The organism is Brevibacillus sp. BD137, assembly GCF_041644655.1.
In the GTDB taxonomy this organism is placed as follows: Bacteria; Bacillota; Bacilli; order Brevibacillales; family Brevibacillaceae; genus Brevibacillus; species Brevibacillus brevis_D.
The window spans coordinates 390359-407114 of record NZ_JAOTNO010000005.1 but is presented as its reverse complement, the minus strand read 5'-3'; the positions used below and the strand labels follow the sequence as shown (position 1 = coordinate 407114).

Here is a 16756-nt window from a genome sequence, read left to right as displayed (position 1 = left end):
TTCTTGCCAAAATGCGGAAAAATAAACAGGAAGCCACCGAAGTGACTTCCTGTTTGTCGATTTTTTATTGCTCCTCGTCTGATTCATTGTCCCACAGGTCGTGAAGTTGTTGGTATTCCTTCGCTTCCTCATAGCGTCCGGCTTGACTCAAAAGGGCAATCAGCCTGCGGATTTGGTCCAAATCGAAACCCGACAACGATACATATTGCTTCAACGCCTCAATCGCTGCTTCTGTTTTCCCCATCGAAAGATTCAAATCTGCAGCTAATGGATATGCAGCCACATACTCCTCGTCAACGGCTTGCAAACTATTGACCAATTCTGCTGCTTCATCCAGTCGTCCTACGTGGAATGCCATCAGTGCACAGCCGTAGAGTACTTCTGGCGAACGATCCATGACCAGCGCCTGACGGAATACTTGGTAAGCCTGTTCGAAATGACCGCTTTGTGCGTACGAACGCCCCTTCGTCAAAAGCATAGACAGACTTTCATCCCCGGCTTGTTCCAGAAGCTTCATTGCTTTCTCGTCTTCTCCAATGCGGAAATACAAGTTACCCAGTGCTGCCATAATATCTTGGTTGTCTGGCTCCTTCAGTCTCGCTTGCTCCAAGTATTTGACCGCTACTTCATCTAAGTCTTGGAGTGAATACAGATCCGCTAACAACAAGTCAAGCTGGATGCTTTCGAAGCCAGATTCTTTGCATTCATAAAGAAGATGTTGCGCCGTCTCAAAATCACTGGAATCCAATGCAATCTCCGCTAGCAGCAGCTGACATTCTCTACGTAAAGAGGAATCCATTTGCGGATTTTTGGCCATGACATCTGTCAGCAATTGACTTGCCTCTTCCAAATGTCCAAGTCGATACCAGACCTCTGCCAAATACATCATGACATCCGGCAAATCTTTTCCATGCTCCTGAACCTTTTGCAGAGCGGTCAAGCCCAACTCTACTTCATCGTTTTCAATCCGCTTGATCGCTTCGTCTATGACATACAGCCACTTTTTCGGCATTTCTTTCACCTCATATGTATTTTGCGTGGCCTTGTTGCTCTACGCTTGCTGAACAACCACTCTAATAAAATAGCCACAAAAGACCGTCCGAAGACGGTCTTTTCTTTTACTCTTGATCATATAACATTATGCTCGTGTTAGCCAGCTCATTGTAAGAACAGTAATAAGGATTCCAAAAATACTAAGTACAATGCTGTAATTCGGTTTGGCTAAATCAGGAGAAGTCGGCTTCCCATCGAGTGGTACAATCGAAGCAGTAGCATGTTCCAGTGAATCTCCTTGCGCCGTATATGGCTGGGCTTCTACCACATACGTACCGTCATCTGTTTGCATAGAAGAAGAAATGACTTGAGCCTTTGGCGTGTTAATTTCCATAACTTCTCCATTAATCACGAGCGAATTCGCTTGCTCCGTGGTACTTGAATTCACATATAAAGTGAAAGAAAAGACCATCAGCAACAAGACAGCTACACTCGCAGCCATGCGTCGCATTCTCGCTGTCACGCTGAAAATTTTTCTGCCAATCGGGATCGCCCATCGCTCTTCCGATAAAATACGGGCCATCACAGCGTCTACAATGGAACGGGATGGGGTTACAGAATGGTATTCTTCTTTATCCATTTCCATCCACTCATCACTGTCCGACCAAAGCTCATAGTCGGAACGACAGGCATAGCATGAAGCCATATGGTGATCAACCCGGCGTTGGGTCACCTCAGGCAACAGATTTTCGGCGTATTCAGGCAGAATTTCCTGAACTTCTTCACATCTCATCATCGATTCATCCCTTCAGCTTCATCCAAATGAGGGTCCAGGATGTAGTTTTCCAACTGTCCACGGATACTTTGCCGCGCTCGAAACAGTAGAGACTTCACAGAGCTCACTGTTAAATCCAGAATCGTAGCGATTTCTGTGTAATCCATTTGTTCGTACTCGCGTAATATCAGTGCTGAGCGTTGCTTCTCTGGCAAGCTGTTGATCGCCAGTCTTACCATGCTCTCCCGTTCATTCCGGAGCAAAACTTGCTCAGGCAGTGTCTTGGGAGATGCCATAGGCACTTGCAACGTATCATCCAGATACACGTCAGAATTGCGGCTTTTGCGCAATTCACTTAGTACGGAGTTGCGTGCAATCGTATAGAGCCAGGTGGAGAATGTAGCTTCTACATCTCGGAAAGAATGAATGCTCTTATACGCCTTGTAAAACGTCTCCTGACATATATCCTCCGCTATATGCTCTAAATGTGCCTGACGCAAAAGATGAGTAACAAATGAGAGGATCTTTTTTTCATATCGACGAATCAGTTCAGCATAGCATTCCAGATTACCTTCTTTAATCTCTCGGATAAGCTGGGAATCGGTCATGATCAGAGATTACCTCCTTGCGATTCCGATCCCTCAGCGGCCTTTGCATAATTAGACTGCTGGGGATGTAAAAAGTTGCGCGACCTTACGATTCTTTTTCACGTCTGTCTACTGGAAACCATTCACGAAAAAACCCCCAAACCGGGGTTATATGACATATGAGTAGGGCTTCGTGTCGAATAAGCACTTACCCATACCAATCAAAGGGATAAATCGCATATTTCGATATATCCATTTACCGTTCGACATAACAGATGTTGGAAGATGCATTTCACTAAAATTGAGAATAGTGGAAAGATCATTCTTTGTCAACCAGTTTTCCTTTTTCAGGAAAACGATATCAGCGTCTGCGCCAGTTGTCAAGCTTCCTTTTCGCGGATACAGTCCAATTGCTTTTGCAACATTTGTCGAAGCGAGCCTGACTAACAAGCAAAGCAATTCTTCTGACGTACACCAGCTCTTTCGTGTATCAATCCGTACATCGTGTATCGGAGAGGCTACTTGCCAACTCCCAAACCATTGACGATGTAAGTGACGTAGACCTTGATCCGTCACTTCAGCCGGCAAACGAAAAATATGCAGGTACGGGTCATTTTCTTCAAAATGAAAGGCCGCTTGAGAATCTGTCATGACAGTACGCAACCGCCAATAACGAGTAGCCTCCATCCAAATCTGTCGAATAAGTTCCCGTTGTTCTTTTTTTAGAAACGGGTCATTTTGTACCTGCATGTGCAGGATCATTTGTTTAGACGTTTGAAGTTGCAAAAGCGTTTCCCATTTTATTGTGGAAATTTCTTCTGGATTTCGAATCGTGACATGAAACGAAGAATAGCCGTGGTTCATCCACTCGGCTATGCGGTCACCGTAAAGATCGGCGACATCGATTTCTACATGCCAAACATAATCCAGCAAACTGTTGAAATGCTGGGTTTGTTGATAGTGAATCTGCGGTCTGCTCATCCAACGCTCTGGCCGGAAGACGTCCACCAGGCTTGTACATCCCATGCTGATGAGATTTCGCATGGCTTCTATATAGACATCAACATCTTTGATTTTATACAACGAATGTGTCAGGAGTGCGACAAAACCGGGCAAAAGATACATACCAGTAGCATCTATTTCTTCATATAAATCGTTGAAGGGGTTTTTCGTCAAGGTATCTTTAGCCATTCGTACAATTTTCCCATGACGGATCCAAATATCTGCTTCTTTCATTCCTCGTGCTGTGACAACCGTTCCCCCGCGTATGACCATCCCATGCTCCAGCATAGCCCGTCCCCCTCCCACCTATCTTGCACACACTACCCTTGTACGAGCATATGCACAAAAAGGGGAAAAAGTACTCATTCGAGCCAATCCGCTTTTTAAACAAAAAAAAGACCGCCGTTGATGTAAGCGCATTCAAACGACGGTAGCACACACGTGCTTTCTTATATTGGATAGGAGTGGAGAGAAACCATACTGTAGTTTTATAATAAACGGAATGTAAGCGCTTGTCAAATCATTTTTGCTAAAATTCGGAACGCTTGTCTTTGCACGAAAAAAGAAGCCTGTTCCCCTTTAAAGGAACAGACTTCTCTATCATTCTTTCGTTATTGGCTGATTTTCACAAGCAAGTCATGGAAGCCAGGGAACGATACATCAATCGCCTCATCGTTTTCGATTTTCGTCTCACCCTCGGCAATGAGACCTGCGATCGCCATCGCCATGCCAATTCGGTGATCCCCCATGCTATCGATGACAGCCCCTGTCAAATCTGTCTTTCCTTCGATGATCATTCCGTCATCGGTAGGTGTCACCTTAGCGCCGAATTTGGACAGTTGACTAACCACCGTGGCAATACGGTCTGTCTCCTTTACTTTCAGCTCTTCGGCATCACGGATCACGGTCTGTCCTTTCGCTTGCGTTGCCATGACCGCAATTACCGGAATTTCGTCAATCAGACGTGGAATAATATCTCCGGCAATTTCAATCCCGTGCAGCTCCGAATGCGTCACGAGGAGGTCTGCAACCGGCTCTTCATTTACGATTCGCTCATTCAAAAGCTCCAGGCTTCCCCCCATCGCCTTGACAACATCAATGATGCCCGTGCGGCTTGGGTTGATTCCGACATTCTCAATGAGAAGAGAGCTGCCAGGTACGACCATTACTGCTGCAATCAAAAAGGCAGCGGAAGAAATGTCACCAGGAACAGAAATGGCACGGCCTTTTAGTTTTTGTCCGCCCTCTACGGAAACAGTCAAGCCATCACGCACGACTTGTACACCAAACGCTTGCAGCATACGCTCCGTATGATCGCGGGACAAATGCGGCTCTGTTACACTCGTCACGCCTTTTGCCTGCAACCCTGCCAGCATAATAGCTGACTTCACTTGTGCACTTGCAACTGGGGATTGATACGCGATCCCTTGAAGCTCCCCACCTCGAATGGATAACGGTGTGTATTCACCGTCTTTTCTTCCATCGATTTTAGCGCCCATTTGACGGAGCGGTCCGATTACACGGCGCATTGGTCTTTTAGCAATAGACTCATCGCCTTCCATCACCACATGGAAAGGCTGTGTCGCCATGATCCCTGCCATTAGGCGAATGGTCGTACCGGAGTTCCCTACATCCAAATGTTGAGATGGCTCCTGCAAGCCATACCAGCCTTTTCCTTGTACGGTTACGGCATCTCCTTGTTGTTCAATCTCGATCCCCATCCGACGAAAGCAGCTAATCGTGCTCAAGCAATCGGCACCCGGCAAAAAGCCTTCAATGGTTGTCGTTCCTTCTGCTAGAGCTCCAAACATAACTGCACGATGGGAAATGGACTTATCTCCTGGCACGCGAACGGTACCTTTGATTTGTTTGGCTTGTTGTACGCGAAGCATTACTTCCACTCCTTTTCTCTCTCACGCTCTCCCAGATCACCAGTCGCACTGTGAAGCGTCTTCGTTGTAAAGTGCGTTTGCATAAAAAAACTTATGTGCGCTTGTATACATTGTAATCGAAAAAGCGAAGAACTTCCTCTCCCTTTTCCAACTCTTGTTGCGAATGGAACGTAATGCGTAGCACCCCAAAAATGTCTTCTCGTGTCTCTCTGATTTGAAGATTCGTGATGTTGATATTTCTTGCTCCCAATAATGTCGTAATTCGTCCGATTTCGCCAGGGTGGTCCGGGATATCGATATACAAATCGTTCAAAGGAGGTAATGCACCCGTTTTGCGCTCAGGCAAGCTGTCGCGGAATTCTCGTGCCGTTTTGAAGAAGTGCTCGATTCCTTCTGGATCTCCCTGTTCTACGAGGTGAACGACATCTTCCAATGCGTTTGCCCAATCTTTTGCGATTTTGAGGATCGGGTCACGGTTTTGCAGCAAAATATCACGCCACATCTGGGGGTTGCTCGAAGCAATGCGTGTAATGTCACGGAAGCCACCAGCAGCAAGCGTGGTATGCCAAGCATTTTCCTCGTCATACCCTGCCACTAGATTGACCAAAGCAGAAGCGAGGATGTGCGGGAAATGACTAACCGCACCCACGACCTGATCATGCGAAGCCGCGTCCATTTGCACGACTTTTGCACGAGTGAGTGTAAGTAGTTCAGACAATTGCTTTACTTTCTCTACAGATGTTCCCGGCGCTGGTGTCAAAACATAGTAGGCGTTTTCCATCAGACGGTCAGAAGCAGCTTCCACGCCGGATTTGTGCGAGCCGGCCATCGGATGTCCACCAATAAACGTAACATGATCGGGAATGACATCCGCCGCTTGTCTGACAATGCCTGCTTTTGTACTTCCAACATCCGTAATGATCACACCCGGCTGCAGCTCCATTTCCACTAACGAGCGAATGGTTGCAACGATTTGCTCTACAGGTGATGCGAGGAAGATGACATTCGCTTCTCGAACTGCGGTCTGCAAATCTGTTGTGCCAGCGTGAATGACACCTAGAGTCAGTGCTTTATCCAAACAATCCTGACGTAAATCGTAGCCGACTACCCGAATATTTGGATCGCGTCGCATCGACAGCGCAATGGAACCGCCAATTAACCCAACGCCGATTACAGTAATAGTGGTTTTTTTCATCTCCACTCTCTATCCTTCCTTTATCTCTCTTAGACAAAGATGCCGAGGCATGCCCGGCATCTTTGTCCTTTTATTTCAATGCTCCAGTCACGATTTCTTTTAAGACGGAAAGAATCTTATCATTTTGCTCTTTGGTCCCGATAGTAATACGTTGGAAACCCGGGAAACCTAGCGCATTACCAGAACGAACGATGATGCCTTGCGAGAGCAGCTTTTTGAATACCTCATCGGAATCCATTTTCAAATCAACCAAGATAAAGTTAGTCTGAGATGGATAGTAGGAAAGCCCCCACTCGTCAAAGGAATCGGTAAACTGCTTCATGCCTTCACGGTTACGATCGCGGCATGATTTCACAAATTCCTGGTCTTTCAACGCCGCACGTGCTGCTACTTGGCCAAGTGTGCCTGTATTGAACGGCTCACGCACATGTTCCAGAGAGGAAATGAGCTCTTCTGACGCGATCCCGTAGCCTATACGAAGAGCAGCCAGACCGTAAATTTTGGAGAACGTACGCAAAATAATCAGGTTCGGATACTCAGCGAGCATCGGTACTGTTTGTGGATATTCTGGATCAACCACATACTCGTAGTAAGCCTCATCCAAAACGACGAGCACATCTTTTGGAGTCTTTTTCATAAAAGCTTCCAACTCGGATGTTGTTACAATCGTGCCTGACGGATTGTTCGGGTTACATACCCATACGACCTTCGTTTGTTCGTTGATGGCAGCCGCCATCGCTTCGAGATCGTGAACGCCATCTTTCAACGGCACCTCAATCAAGTCTGCACCTTCAATAATCCCATTTGAGCGATATTGCGAGAACGTTTGCGTCGCCATGACTGCATTTGTTCCTTCGCTCAAAAAAGCACGAGAGATCATCAACAGAATTTCATCAGACCCATTGCCGAAAAACAATTGGCTTGGTTTGACCCCGAGGAAGTCAGCAAGATCCCAGCGTAGATTAAGGCTTGCACCGTCAGGATAAAGGGCCAAATTGTCCAACTGTTCCGAAATAGCAGCTTTCGCCTTTGGTGAGGAACCAAAAGGATTTTCGTTGGACGCCAGTTTGATGACTTCGGTTAAACCAAATTCACGTTTCACGTCATCAATGGGCTTGCCAGGTTGATATACCGGGGCATTGAGTATGCGTTGTTTCGGTTGCATCCACGTTCACTCCAGTCACATTTTTCCCACTATTGTAGCGCACTGGCTAACTGATGTACAAAGGTTTTTATTTTTTCTACAGCTACTGGCAGTTGTTTAAGGTCTTTCAGCTGCTCAGCATGCTCCTCGATTTGCTGTACAATGGCGCTTCCCACAATGACACCATCCGCATGGGGTGCTACTGCACGTACTTGATCCGGCGTGGATATTCCGAAGCCTACCGCAGTAGGAACCGATGTGCTGGCCTTTACTCGTTCCAGAAAAACTGCCAAATCCTCTCGCAGGTCCGCCCGGGCACCCGTCACACCGAGCGACGATACACAATAAAGAAATCCGGTTGCTTGCGCGCCAATCGTATTGATTCTGGAACTGGAAGTTGGTGCTACGAGTGAAATGACATGAATGCCATTCTGTTTTGCTGCGGTTATTGCAGGACCGCTTTCCTCAATCGGCAAATCAGGAATGACAACACCGTCCGCCCCATAAGCGGCAAGATCGGCAAAAAAGCGCTCAATGCCATACTGCAAAACCGGATTGAAGTACGTGAACAGGACGATGGAAACCTCCATCCCTGATTCGCGCAGCCTTTTCACCAATTGCAAAGCATCCCCGATCGTCACGCCATTTTTCAGGGCGCGCTCTGAAGCCCGTTGAATCGTTGGGCCGTCTGCCAATGGATCGGAGTAAGGGACGCCGAGCTCAATGAGATCTGCTCCTGCTTCGACCATCGCTTTTACGAGATGAAAGGTTGCTTCTATTGTAGGATCGCCTACGGTTAGAAATGGGATGAATCGTTTGCGATCACGATCCGCGAATAATTGATCGATTCTGTTAAGAGCTGTCGTCATGATTACTCTCCCCCTTCTGCTGTTAGCGCTTCTTGAATAGTTAGTACGTCCTTGTCGCCTCGACCGGATAAACAAATGACTAATAGCTTGTCTGAAGACATCTCTTTCGCACGTTTTATCGCTTCAGCTATGGCATGTGCGCTCTCCAACGCTGGAATGATGCCTTCCGTTTGGCAAAGCACTTGAACTGCCTCGAGTGCTTCTGCATCTGTTACCGAAGTATACGTCACTCTTCCACTGTCTTTGAGATAGGCGTGCTCAGGTCCTACTCCTGGATAATCCAAGCCAGCCGAAATCGAATGCGCTTCTTGCACCTGACCGCTTTCATCTTGCAACAAGTAGGTTAAGGAACCGTGGATGACTCCCGGGCGTCCGAGTGTTAGTGTTGCCGCATGCTTTTCCGTATCCATTCCTTTTCCTGCGGCTTCTACCCCTCTGAGCGCGACAGACTCGTCCTGGATGAACGGATAAAACATACCAATCGCATTACTGCCGCCACCAACACAAGCAACAACCTCATCTGGAAGCCTTCTGAGCATTTGCAGGACTTGGCTGCGCGTCTCTTCTCCGATAATTTTTTGGAATTCGCGAACCATGTATGGGTATGGATGCGGGCCAACCACAGATCCGATGACATAAAACGTGTCATCTACGTGAGAAACCCAATGGCGAATCGCTTCGTTTGTCGCATCCTTAAGTGTACGAGAGCCGGATACCGCAGGGATGACCTCTGCTCCAAGCAGCTTCATCCGAAAAACATTCAACGACTGGCGACGGATATCTTCTTCCCCCATGAATACCTTGCAAGAGAGCCCAAGCTTTGCTGCCACGGTTGCACTTGCCACTCCGTGCTGACCAGCACCCGTTTCGGCAATCATTGATTTTTTGCCCATCCGTTTGGCAAGCAATGCTTGACCCAAAGCATTGTTCAATTTATGTGCGCCCGTATGGTTGAGATCTTCTCTTTTCAAATAGATCTGGGCACCGCCGACCGCTTGCGTCAAACGCTCTGCATAGGTGAGCGGGGTTGGGCGTCCAGCATACTCGCTCAGCAATCCATTCAATTCCTGAACAAATGCCGGGTCACGACGCGCTTCTTCAAAAGCGATCTCGAGCTCTGTCACCGCATTCATCAAGGTTTCCGGAATAAACTTGCCTCCGAAGGCACCAAATCGTCCGTTTTCGTCAGGCACGACTCGCGTAGTTGTTTGAATGTTGTTCATGCGCCTTCACCCTCTCTACCAATGTTTTTATTTTTTGAGCGTCTTTTACGCCATCCGTCTCTACTCCACTGGACACATCGACTATGCCTGCTTGATACTGTCCCATTAATTCTCCGACATTCTCCGCATGAATTCCTCCAGCGATGATGCAGTCTGCTGCCCCGCATGCTGCTTGTAATGCAGGAATTTGCTCCCACGAAAACTTTTTGCCTGTACCACCTGCTTGACTAGGGTCATACGTATCAAATAAAAAGGCACTGACAATACCCTGATAGCATTGAATTGCTAAAGCAGCATCCGCTTCTCCGCCCACAGCCAACGCCTTCCACACCGGAAGAGCGAACCGCTCCTGAACTTTCTGGCAAAATTGTGGCGTCTCCTGTCCATGCAACTGGATCACGGATAACGGTGCCTCGCTTAGTACTTCCTCCAGCTCTTCCATCGTCGGATTAACGAACACGCCAACAGTAGGAGGGTGACCCGGAACGGCTGCAAGCAATTGTCCAGCAGTCTGGGCATCAACTTGTCGCTTACTTGGGGCAAAAACAAGGCCTACGTAATCGACTTCCAGCTCTTTTAACAGTGCAAGTGTTTCCGTCCGCTTGATCCCACATATTTTCAAGCGAGTCATACACTCACCCCCGGTGCCGCTTCTCCCACGAGATCAATAACTGCGCGCTCGACGTCTGTTTGACGCATGAAATGCTCTCCAACCAGCACAGCCCGAGCACCTGCACTCTGTACATTCTCAATATCCGCCGGTGTCGAAATTCCACTTTCGCTCACGATCGTCAGTGACGCAGGCAGTTCTGCAATCAACTCATGCGTAACGGCTAGGTCCGTTTGAAACGTATTTAAGTTTCGATTGTTGATCCCAAGCAATTTCGGTTCCATCGCTTGAAAAACAAGCTCACATTCGCGTTTGTCATGTACCTCAACCAGTACATCCATGCCCAGCTCCTCGGCAGTTTGGTTCAGGTGTCGAAGCGTTTCTTGATCGAGAATCGCAGCAATGAGCAACACACAATCAGCACCTGCTGCTCTTGCTTCCACGACTTGAATTTCATCCAGAAGAAAGTCTTTTCTGAGTAACGGGCGTTCAACTACCTCGTGAATTTGCCGTAGATAGCTTAAACTCCCTTGAAAAAAGGACTCGTCTGTCAAAACAGACAAACATTCTGCTTGAGCGGCCTGATAAGCCTTCGCGATGGTCACTGCCTGGAAATCAGGTCGGATTAACCCTTTGGACGGGGATGCTTTTTTCACTTCGGCAATCACGCTTACAGGCCGTACACTTGTCTCCAATGCTTGACGAAATCCGCGTGGACGTTGGACTTCCTTCGTTGCATAAAGCAATGCTGAAACGGTTGTATCTGTATAAAGACGTGCGATCTCCTCGCGTTTCTTTTCCACGATTTTACGAAGCATGAATCATACCTCCTGCGATGTGACGAACGTGCTCCAGCTTGCGCATGACCAGTCCGCCGTCGATCAGTTCCGCTGCACGTATAACCCCAGTTTCAATCGAGCTAACCCGATCTGCGAGGTAGAGGATCGCACCCGCATTCAGTAAAACGATGTCGCGTGCTGCCCCACGTGCTCCGGAAAACACGTCGTGAATGATCTTGGCATTCTCATTGGCATCACCGCCACGCAAAGCATCCTTCTCATGTCTGCGCAGACCGAACTGCTCTGGCTCGATTTCATATGTCAAAATACGCCCATTCCGCAACTCGGCAATATGACTCGTTCCGGTGACAGTCAATTCATCCAGTCCATCCGAGCCAGCTACAACGAGCGCTCTTTTCACATCGAGCTCGTGTAAGACTGCGGCAACATTCGGAAGCAGCTTGGCATCATAGACGCCCATCAGCTGATGGCTGGCACCTGCGGGATTCGTCAATGGTCCAAGTAAATTAAACACCGTGCGAATCGCCAATTCTTTTCGCGGGCCAGCCGCATGCTTCATCGCTTGGTGGTACAGAGGGGCGAACAGGAAGCAGAGATTGGTCGCACGCAGGCAATCTGCGGCGTCCTTGGGAGATAAATTAACGGGGACTCCCAACGCTTCCAGCACATCAGCACTTCCACTTTTGCTGGAAACCGCACGATTTCCGTGCTTGGCGATGCGTACACCGTCAGCTGCTGCGACTACTGCACTCGCCGTCGAAATGTTAAAGGTATGACTTCCGTCTCCACCTGTTCCGCAGGTGTCTACCAGACCTGGAAGCTCGATGGGAAAATTCATCGCGCGCGCTCTCATGGCTTTGGCAAAACCGATAATCTCTTCCACCTGCTCGCCCTTCAAGCGAAGGCTCGCTAAAAATGCACCAATCTGAGCTGGAGTTGCCTTTCCGTCCATAATCTCGCCCATAGCCTCTTCTGCAACCGTCCGTGTTAAGTGCTTCCCTAGCAGAATTTGTTCCAGCGCGTATGTTAGCATGACAACTCCACCTTTCTGACAAACAGCTGTTCCGCTTTTTCCAACGCAGAGAGCATCGCTGCTGCTTTGTTCACCGTCTCTTGGTACTCACTCGCAGGGACCGAGTCCGCTACGATGCCTGCACCTGCCTGCACATGTGCGTAACCATCCTGAAAGAACAACGTTCGAATCGTGATACAGCTATCGAGTGAACCATCAAATGAAATGTAGCCAATTGCTCCCGCATACAGATGACGTGCGTCAGGCTCAAGCTCTGCAATAATTTCCATTGCCCGCAGCTTGGGAGAACCGGATACCGTACCGGCCGGAAAAGCACTCAGCAATGCATCGAAAGCGTGCAGTCCCTCACGAAGCTTGCCGGTCACATGCGAAACCATATGCATCACATGGGAGTAGTTTTCAATAACCAACGCTTCCTCCACTTTCACGCTTCCGTAAGTAGAGACCTTTCCTACATCGTTGCGCCCCAGATCCAGCAGCATGTAATGCTCGGCTCTCTCCTTTTTATCTGCCAAAAGATCAGCCGCGAACGCTGCATCTTCTTGTGGGGTTGCCCCTCTTTTCCGCGTTCCTGCAATCGGACGCATCTCTACTTTTTCATCTTCTACACGCACGAGTAGTTCTGGTGAAGTCCCGACGACTGTCTCGCCCTCGTATTCGAGATAGTACATGTACGGGGAAGGATTCAATGTACGCAGCAATCGATACACCGCAAAAGGATCGACATCCGTCTTTACGGAAAAACGTTGGGATAACACGACTTGAAAAATGTCGCCGGCTGCAATGTATTCTTTCGCCTGCACGACTAGCTGCTCGTATTGCTCACGCGTCATATTTGGCTGTACGGTCAATGGCGCTGGCGTATCTGTTGCTACTTGAATGCGTTGATCCATTTCAAGCGGAGCCATAACCTTGGCAGCCAGCTCCTCGATTCGTTCGCAGACTTGCTTATATTTTTCGCCAATTGTATCCGCAGTGTCTCCTGGCTTAACATGGAGATTCACAATCAATTGAATTTCCTGCTTCAAATGATCAAAGGCGATCATCTCATCGACAAACAGAAAGCGCATATCCGGCACGCGTACAGCTTCCTTGCGATGTGCTGGCAAATTTTCGAAGTATCGCAGCGTATTGTAGCCAAAAAAGCCTACCGCTCCACCACTGAGACGAGGCAGCCCGGGCAGCTTTGGGCTTTTGTAGCGATCGGTTTCTTCACGCAAAAAGGAAACGGGATTTCCTGTGTGGACATGCTTTTTACCAGTGCGATAGGAAACCGTGATTTCTTCACCTTTTGCTTCCACGATTTGAAAAGGATTCATGCCAATGAACGAAAAACGCGCCCAGCGAGCACCACCCTCTACGCTCTCCAGCAAAAAGGAATCACTTTTGCGAATCTTCTGATACAAACGAATTGGAGTCTCTTGATCTGCCAACAGTTTCATGCTTACAGGGATAAGGGAATACGACGCCGAAAGGGTCTTGACCTCGGCAAGGGAAGGGAAATACATGGACTCTCATCTCCTCAATTAGTGGGAGAGAAAAGGGAATGAGGCATCCACCTTTTCTACACCCGCTTCTAGAGCGAGAGGTAGGGGGAGAAATTTTAGTATACAAAAAAATCCAGACAAAGAGACCTGGATTGGGTGTCAATATGTACCCAGCCTTCTCTTCTCTCCTCAACCTAACTCATCTCAACTCTGCTCAACTCATTCTCTGCTCTCAGCCGGCTTTTGCTTATTACCGGAAAAACGAGGCGCTCTCGTTTCACTTATGGTAAAAGAGAGCACCCTAATTTGTCAACCTCGATTTGTCAAATCCGGGCGCAGCTTGACTGCATCACGCAAAAAGACGTGATGAATTTCTTTTGCTGTCTTGTCCGTATTCACATGCATCATGACACGAATACAAAGCGGCAAGCCACCTGGCACCGGGATTTCTCTTGCGCACATGAGTGGGACGTATTGCCAAGCTTCTCCTTCAAGCAGGCGGGCCGCTTGAGCGGGGAAGGTCGCACAGAGGTCCTCGGTCGTCGTAATAATAATGCTACCAATATCTTCGGGGTTTACTTCGTTGCGGCTTACCATTTCCTCCAGCAACCATTTGGTAGCGGAGACAATCTCTTCGCGCGTATCGGCTTCCACTGTGACCGCGCCTCTGATTCCTCTCGTTCCCATCCTTATCCCTCCACTTCTTCTCTCATAACTCCCAGTATGAGTTCTTCTTCTATATTTTTGACGACTTCAACCTGCCCGATTGCCCTAGGCAGCACCAAGGCCAGCTTTCCGCCTACTGTCTTTTTGTCTCGTTTCATGGCTTCCAGCACAGCTTCTGGCGAGAGATTGCCCGGCCACGCCGTTGGCAGGTGGAACAATTCCAGCATCCGTTTTGTGCGATCGTATACACCTGTCTCGGCAAAACCAATCCGTTCCGCTACCTTTGCAGCCAAACACATCCCAATGGAGATAGCTTCCCCATGATTCAGGGTGGAGTAAGCAGACAGTGCTTCAAACGCATGACCAAACGTATGACCCAAATTCAGCAATGCACGCTGCCCCTGCTCTGTCTCGTCTTGAGAAACAATCGCCGCTTTGACTGCGCAGCCTTTTTCAATGGCTTTCCCTAATAATTCTGAATCGAGCTGCCATAGCCTATCAGCGTTGTCCTCCAGCCAATCGACAAAGGCAGCGTCAGCGATAAGTCCATGCTTCACAACTTCTGCAAAGCCTGCTGCGACTTCCCGCTTCGGCAAGCTATGCAAGGCTTTCGTGTCATAAATAACAACTTTTGGCTGATGGAAAGCCCCGATGAGATTTTTTCCGAGTGGATGATTGATCGCTACTTTTCCGCCAACCGAGCTATCATGTGCGAGCAAGGTAGTCGGCATTTGTACGAAATCAATGCCGCGCATGTACGTAGCAGCCACAAATCCAGCCAAGTCACCGACGACTCCACCACCGAGAGCCAATACAGCAGACTTCCTATCCAGCCCTGCATCAATGGCCTCTGTCATCAATCGCTCGTAGACAGTCAGGCTCTTCGATTGTTCTCCAGCAGCAATGACTGCTGAGTGTGCTTGATACCCATGCTGCCTCAATACACCCAGCAAAGGCTCTAAGTAATGAACGGCTACGTTCTCATCTGTGACAATCATCAGCTTGCTAGTAGAAGCAATCCCTGCCTCTACTAGCAACGCTGCTGCTTGGTGCAAAAGACCATCGCCTATCACAATTTCGTAGGAACGCTCGCCAAGCTCAACAGTCAGCTTCTCCACGCTCATTAGAATTTCTCCGTGTACGCACGGTATTGACGTACGTTTTCTTCCATGTCGTCGAGAGAGTCAGAAGGGAATTTTTCGCACATGGCATTCGCGATCTCCCATGCTACCACTGCCTCCGCAACCACACTTGCCGCTGGAACAGCACAGCTGTCGGAACGCTCAATGCTCGCTGAGAATGGCTCTCTCGAATCAATATCCACACTCATCAGTGGCTTGTACAAGGTAGGGATCGGCTTCATGACACCGCGAACAACTACAGGCATTCCTGTCGTCATTCCGCCTTCGAGTCCTCCTGCACGATTCGTTTTACGGCTGTAGCCAGTTTCTTCATTCCAAACAATCTCGTCATGAACTTGCGAGCCTTTCAGACCGGCTGCCTCGAATCCGATTCCGATTTCAACACCTTTGAAAGCCTGAATGCTCATTATCGCTTGTGCAAGACATCCATCCAGCTTGCGGTCCCATTGCACATGGCTACCCAAGCCAATCGGCACGCCTTCAACGATCACTTCTACGGTACCACCGAGGGAATCCCCGTCTTCTTTTGCTTTGTCAATCGCTGCCATCATTAGCGGCTCCGCTTCTTTATCCAAGCAGCGCACTGGCGATTCTTCTGTGCGCGCAATCAGCTCGTCCAGACTTACTTCTTGTCGCTTCGCCACGATCTCATTAATCTGGAGTACCTGTCCGCCAATACGGATACCAAATTGAGCCAGCAATTGGCGAGCGACTGCACCAACAGCTACGCGGACAGTAGTCTCACGAGCGCTGGAACGTTCCAGAATATTGCGCATATCGCGTTGATGATACTTAATCGCCCCGTTTAAATCAGCATGTCCAGGACGTGGACGGGAAACACGACGCTTTTCTTCAGAGCCTTCCTCTACAGGCTCAGCACTCATGATGCCTTGCCAATGCGTCCAATCCTTATTTTCAACGACCAGTGTGATAGGAGCTCCGGTTGTATATCCATGACGGACACCAGAAAGAATTTTCACCTGATCCTTTTCAATCTGCATTCTTCTGCCGCGGCCATGGCCTTTCTGACGACGTGCCAACTGCTCATTAATTTCCTCAATGGAAATCGGCAGGTTGCTCGGTACGCCTTCAATGATAGCTGTTAATTGCGGCCCGTGGGATTCCCCTGCTGTCAAGTAACGCATCTCTATCCTTCCTCCATCCTCCTGGCAGCCTGTATCCCCTAAAGGCACTCTTTTCGGGGTGCTGTCCTTTATCACTTTTAAGCGCTATAATATCATACCTAGTACGCCGTGGAAATACAAAAGTGACAAACGTTTGCGAAAAACCTTTTGGTCTTACAGGAAAACGCCCCTCCGAATAAGGAGAAGCGCTCTC

Annotated in this window: 16 protein-coding genes; all 16 read right to left on the bottom strand. The window is 48.6% G+C overall.

The window, feature by feature from the left end:
* Nucleotides 1-64: 64 nt before the first annotated feature.
* Nucleotides 65-1012 (bottom strand): tetratricopeptide repeat protein, encoded by a 948-nt coding sequence (locus tag ODZ53_RS14685; RefSeq protein WP_199927061.1) that lies wholly within the window; start codon nucleotides 1010-1012, stop codon nucleotides 65-67.
* 126 nt (nucleotides 1013-1138) lie between these two features.
* A complete protein-coding gene (locus ODZ53_RS14680) occupies nucleotides 1139-1789 on the bottom strand; it encodes a zf-HC2 domain-containing protein (protein ID WP_012686167.1) in 651 nt (216 codons plus the stop codon).
* A complete protein-coding gene (locus ODZ53_RS14675; protein WP_007716581.1) occupies nucleotides 1786-2376 on the bottom strand; it encodes an RNA polymerase sigma factor in 591 nt (196 codons plus the stop codon). The genes ODZ53_RS14680 and ODZ53_RS14675 overlap by 4 nt, the downstream gene beginning before the upstream one ends.
* Nucleotides 2377-2523: 147 nt before the next feature.
* Nucleotides 2524-3645 (bottom strand): amidohydrolase family protein, encoded by a 1122-nt coding sequence (locus ODZ53_RS14670; protein ID WP_372677904.1) that lies wholly within the window; start codon nucleotides 3643-3645, stop codon nucleotides 2524-2526.
* A gap of 323 nt (nucleotides 3646-3968) precedes the next feature.
* Nucleotides 3969-5249, bottom strand: a complete 1281-nt coding sequence (gene aroA, locus ODZ53_RS14665) for a 3-phosphoshikimate 1-carboxyvinyltransferase (RefSeq protein WP_372677902.1) — start codon at nucleotides 5247-5249, stop codon at nucleotides 3969-3971.
* Between the two features lie 91 nt (nucleotides 5250-5340).
* Nucleotides 5341-6444 (bottom strand): prephenate dehydrogenase, encoded by a 1104-nt coding sequence (locus ODZ53_RS14660; protein ID WP_142496162.1) that lies wholly within the window; start codon nucleotides 6442-6444, stop codon nucleotides 5341-5343.
* A 70-nt stretch (nucleotides 6445-6514) separates the two neighbouring features.
* Nucleotides 6515-7609 (bottom strand): histidinol-phosphate transaminase, encoded by a 1095-nt coding sequence (hisC, locus tag ODZ53_RS14655; protein WP_012686163.1) that lies wholly within the window; start codon nucleotides 7607-7609, stop codon nucleotides 6515-6517.
* A gap of 29 nt (nucleotides 7610-7638) precedes the next feature.
* Nucleotides 7639-8457, bottom strand: a complete 819-nt coding sequence (gene trpA, locus ODZ53_RS14650) for a tryptophan synthase subunit alpha (protein WP_372677900.1) — start codon at nucleotides 8455-8457, stop codon at nucleotides 7639-7641.
* 2 nt (nucleotides 8458-8459) lie between these two features.
* Entirely contained in the window at nucleotides 8460-9680 is a 1221-nt protein-coding gene (trpB, locus tag ODZ53_RS14645; RefSeq protein ID WP_372677898.1) for a tryptophan synthase subunit beta, read from the bottom strand.
* On the bottom strand, nucleotides 9643-10311 hold the full coding sequence (locus tag ODZ53_RS14640) for a phosphoribosylanthranilate isomerase (protein ID WP_372677896.1): 669 nt from the start codon (nucleotides 10309-10311) through the stop codon (nucleotides 9643-9645). The genes trpB and ODZ53_RS14640 overlap by 38 nt, the downstream gene beginning before the upstream one ends.
* Entirely contained in the window at nucleotides 10308-11108 is an 801-nt protein-coding gene (trpC, locus tag ODZ53_RS14635) for an indole-3-glycerol phosphate synthase TrpC (RefSeq protein ID WP_372677894.1), read from the bottom strand. The genes ODZ53_RS14640 and trpC overlap by 4 nt, the downstream gene beginning before the upstream one ends.
* Nucleotides 11098-12123 (bottom strand): anthranilate phosphoribosyltransferase, encoded by a 1026-nt coding sequence (gene trpD, locus ODZ53_RS14630; protein WP_372677892.1) that lies wholly within the window; start codon nucleotides 12121-12123, stop codon nucleotides 11098-11100. Before trpD ends, trpC begins: the two co-directional genes overlap by 11 nt.
* On the bottom strand, nucleotides 12117-13631 hold the full coding sequence (trpE, locus tag ODZ53_RS14625; RefSeq protein WP_372677890.1) for an anthranilate synthase component I: 1515 nt from the start codon (nucleotides 13629-13631) through the stop codon (nucleotides 12117-12119). The genes trpD and trpE overlap by 7 nt, the downstream gene beginning before the upstream one ends.
* A gap of 288 nt (nucleotides 13632-13919) precedes the next feature.
* Nucleotides 13920-14297: a chorismate mutase gene (gene aroH, locus ODZ53_RS14620; protein WP_372677888.1), complete on the bottom strand. Its 378-nt coding sequence runs from the start codon at nucleotides 14295-14297 to the stop codon at nucleotides 13920-13922.
* 2 nt (nucleotides 14298-14299) lie between these two features.
* Complete coding sequence (gene aroB, locus ODZ53_RS14615; RefSeq protein WP_372677886.1) at nucleotides 14300-15400, bottom strand: 3-dehydroquinate synthase; 1101 nt, start codon at nucleotides 15398-15400, stop codon at nucleotides 14300-14302.
* The gene (gene aroC, locus ODZ53_RS14610; protein WP_372677884.1) at nucleotides 15400-16563 is read right to left on the bottom strand and encodes a chorismate synthase; all 1164 of its coding nucleotides are present in this window, start codon (nucleotides 16561-16563) and stop codon (nucleotides 15400-15402) included. Before aroC ends, aroB begins: the two co-directional genes overlap by 1 nt.
* Between the last annotated feature and the right edge of the window lie 193 nt (nucleotides 16564-16756).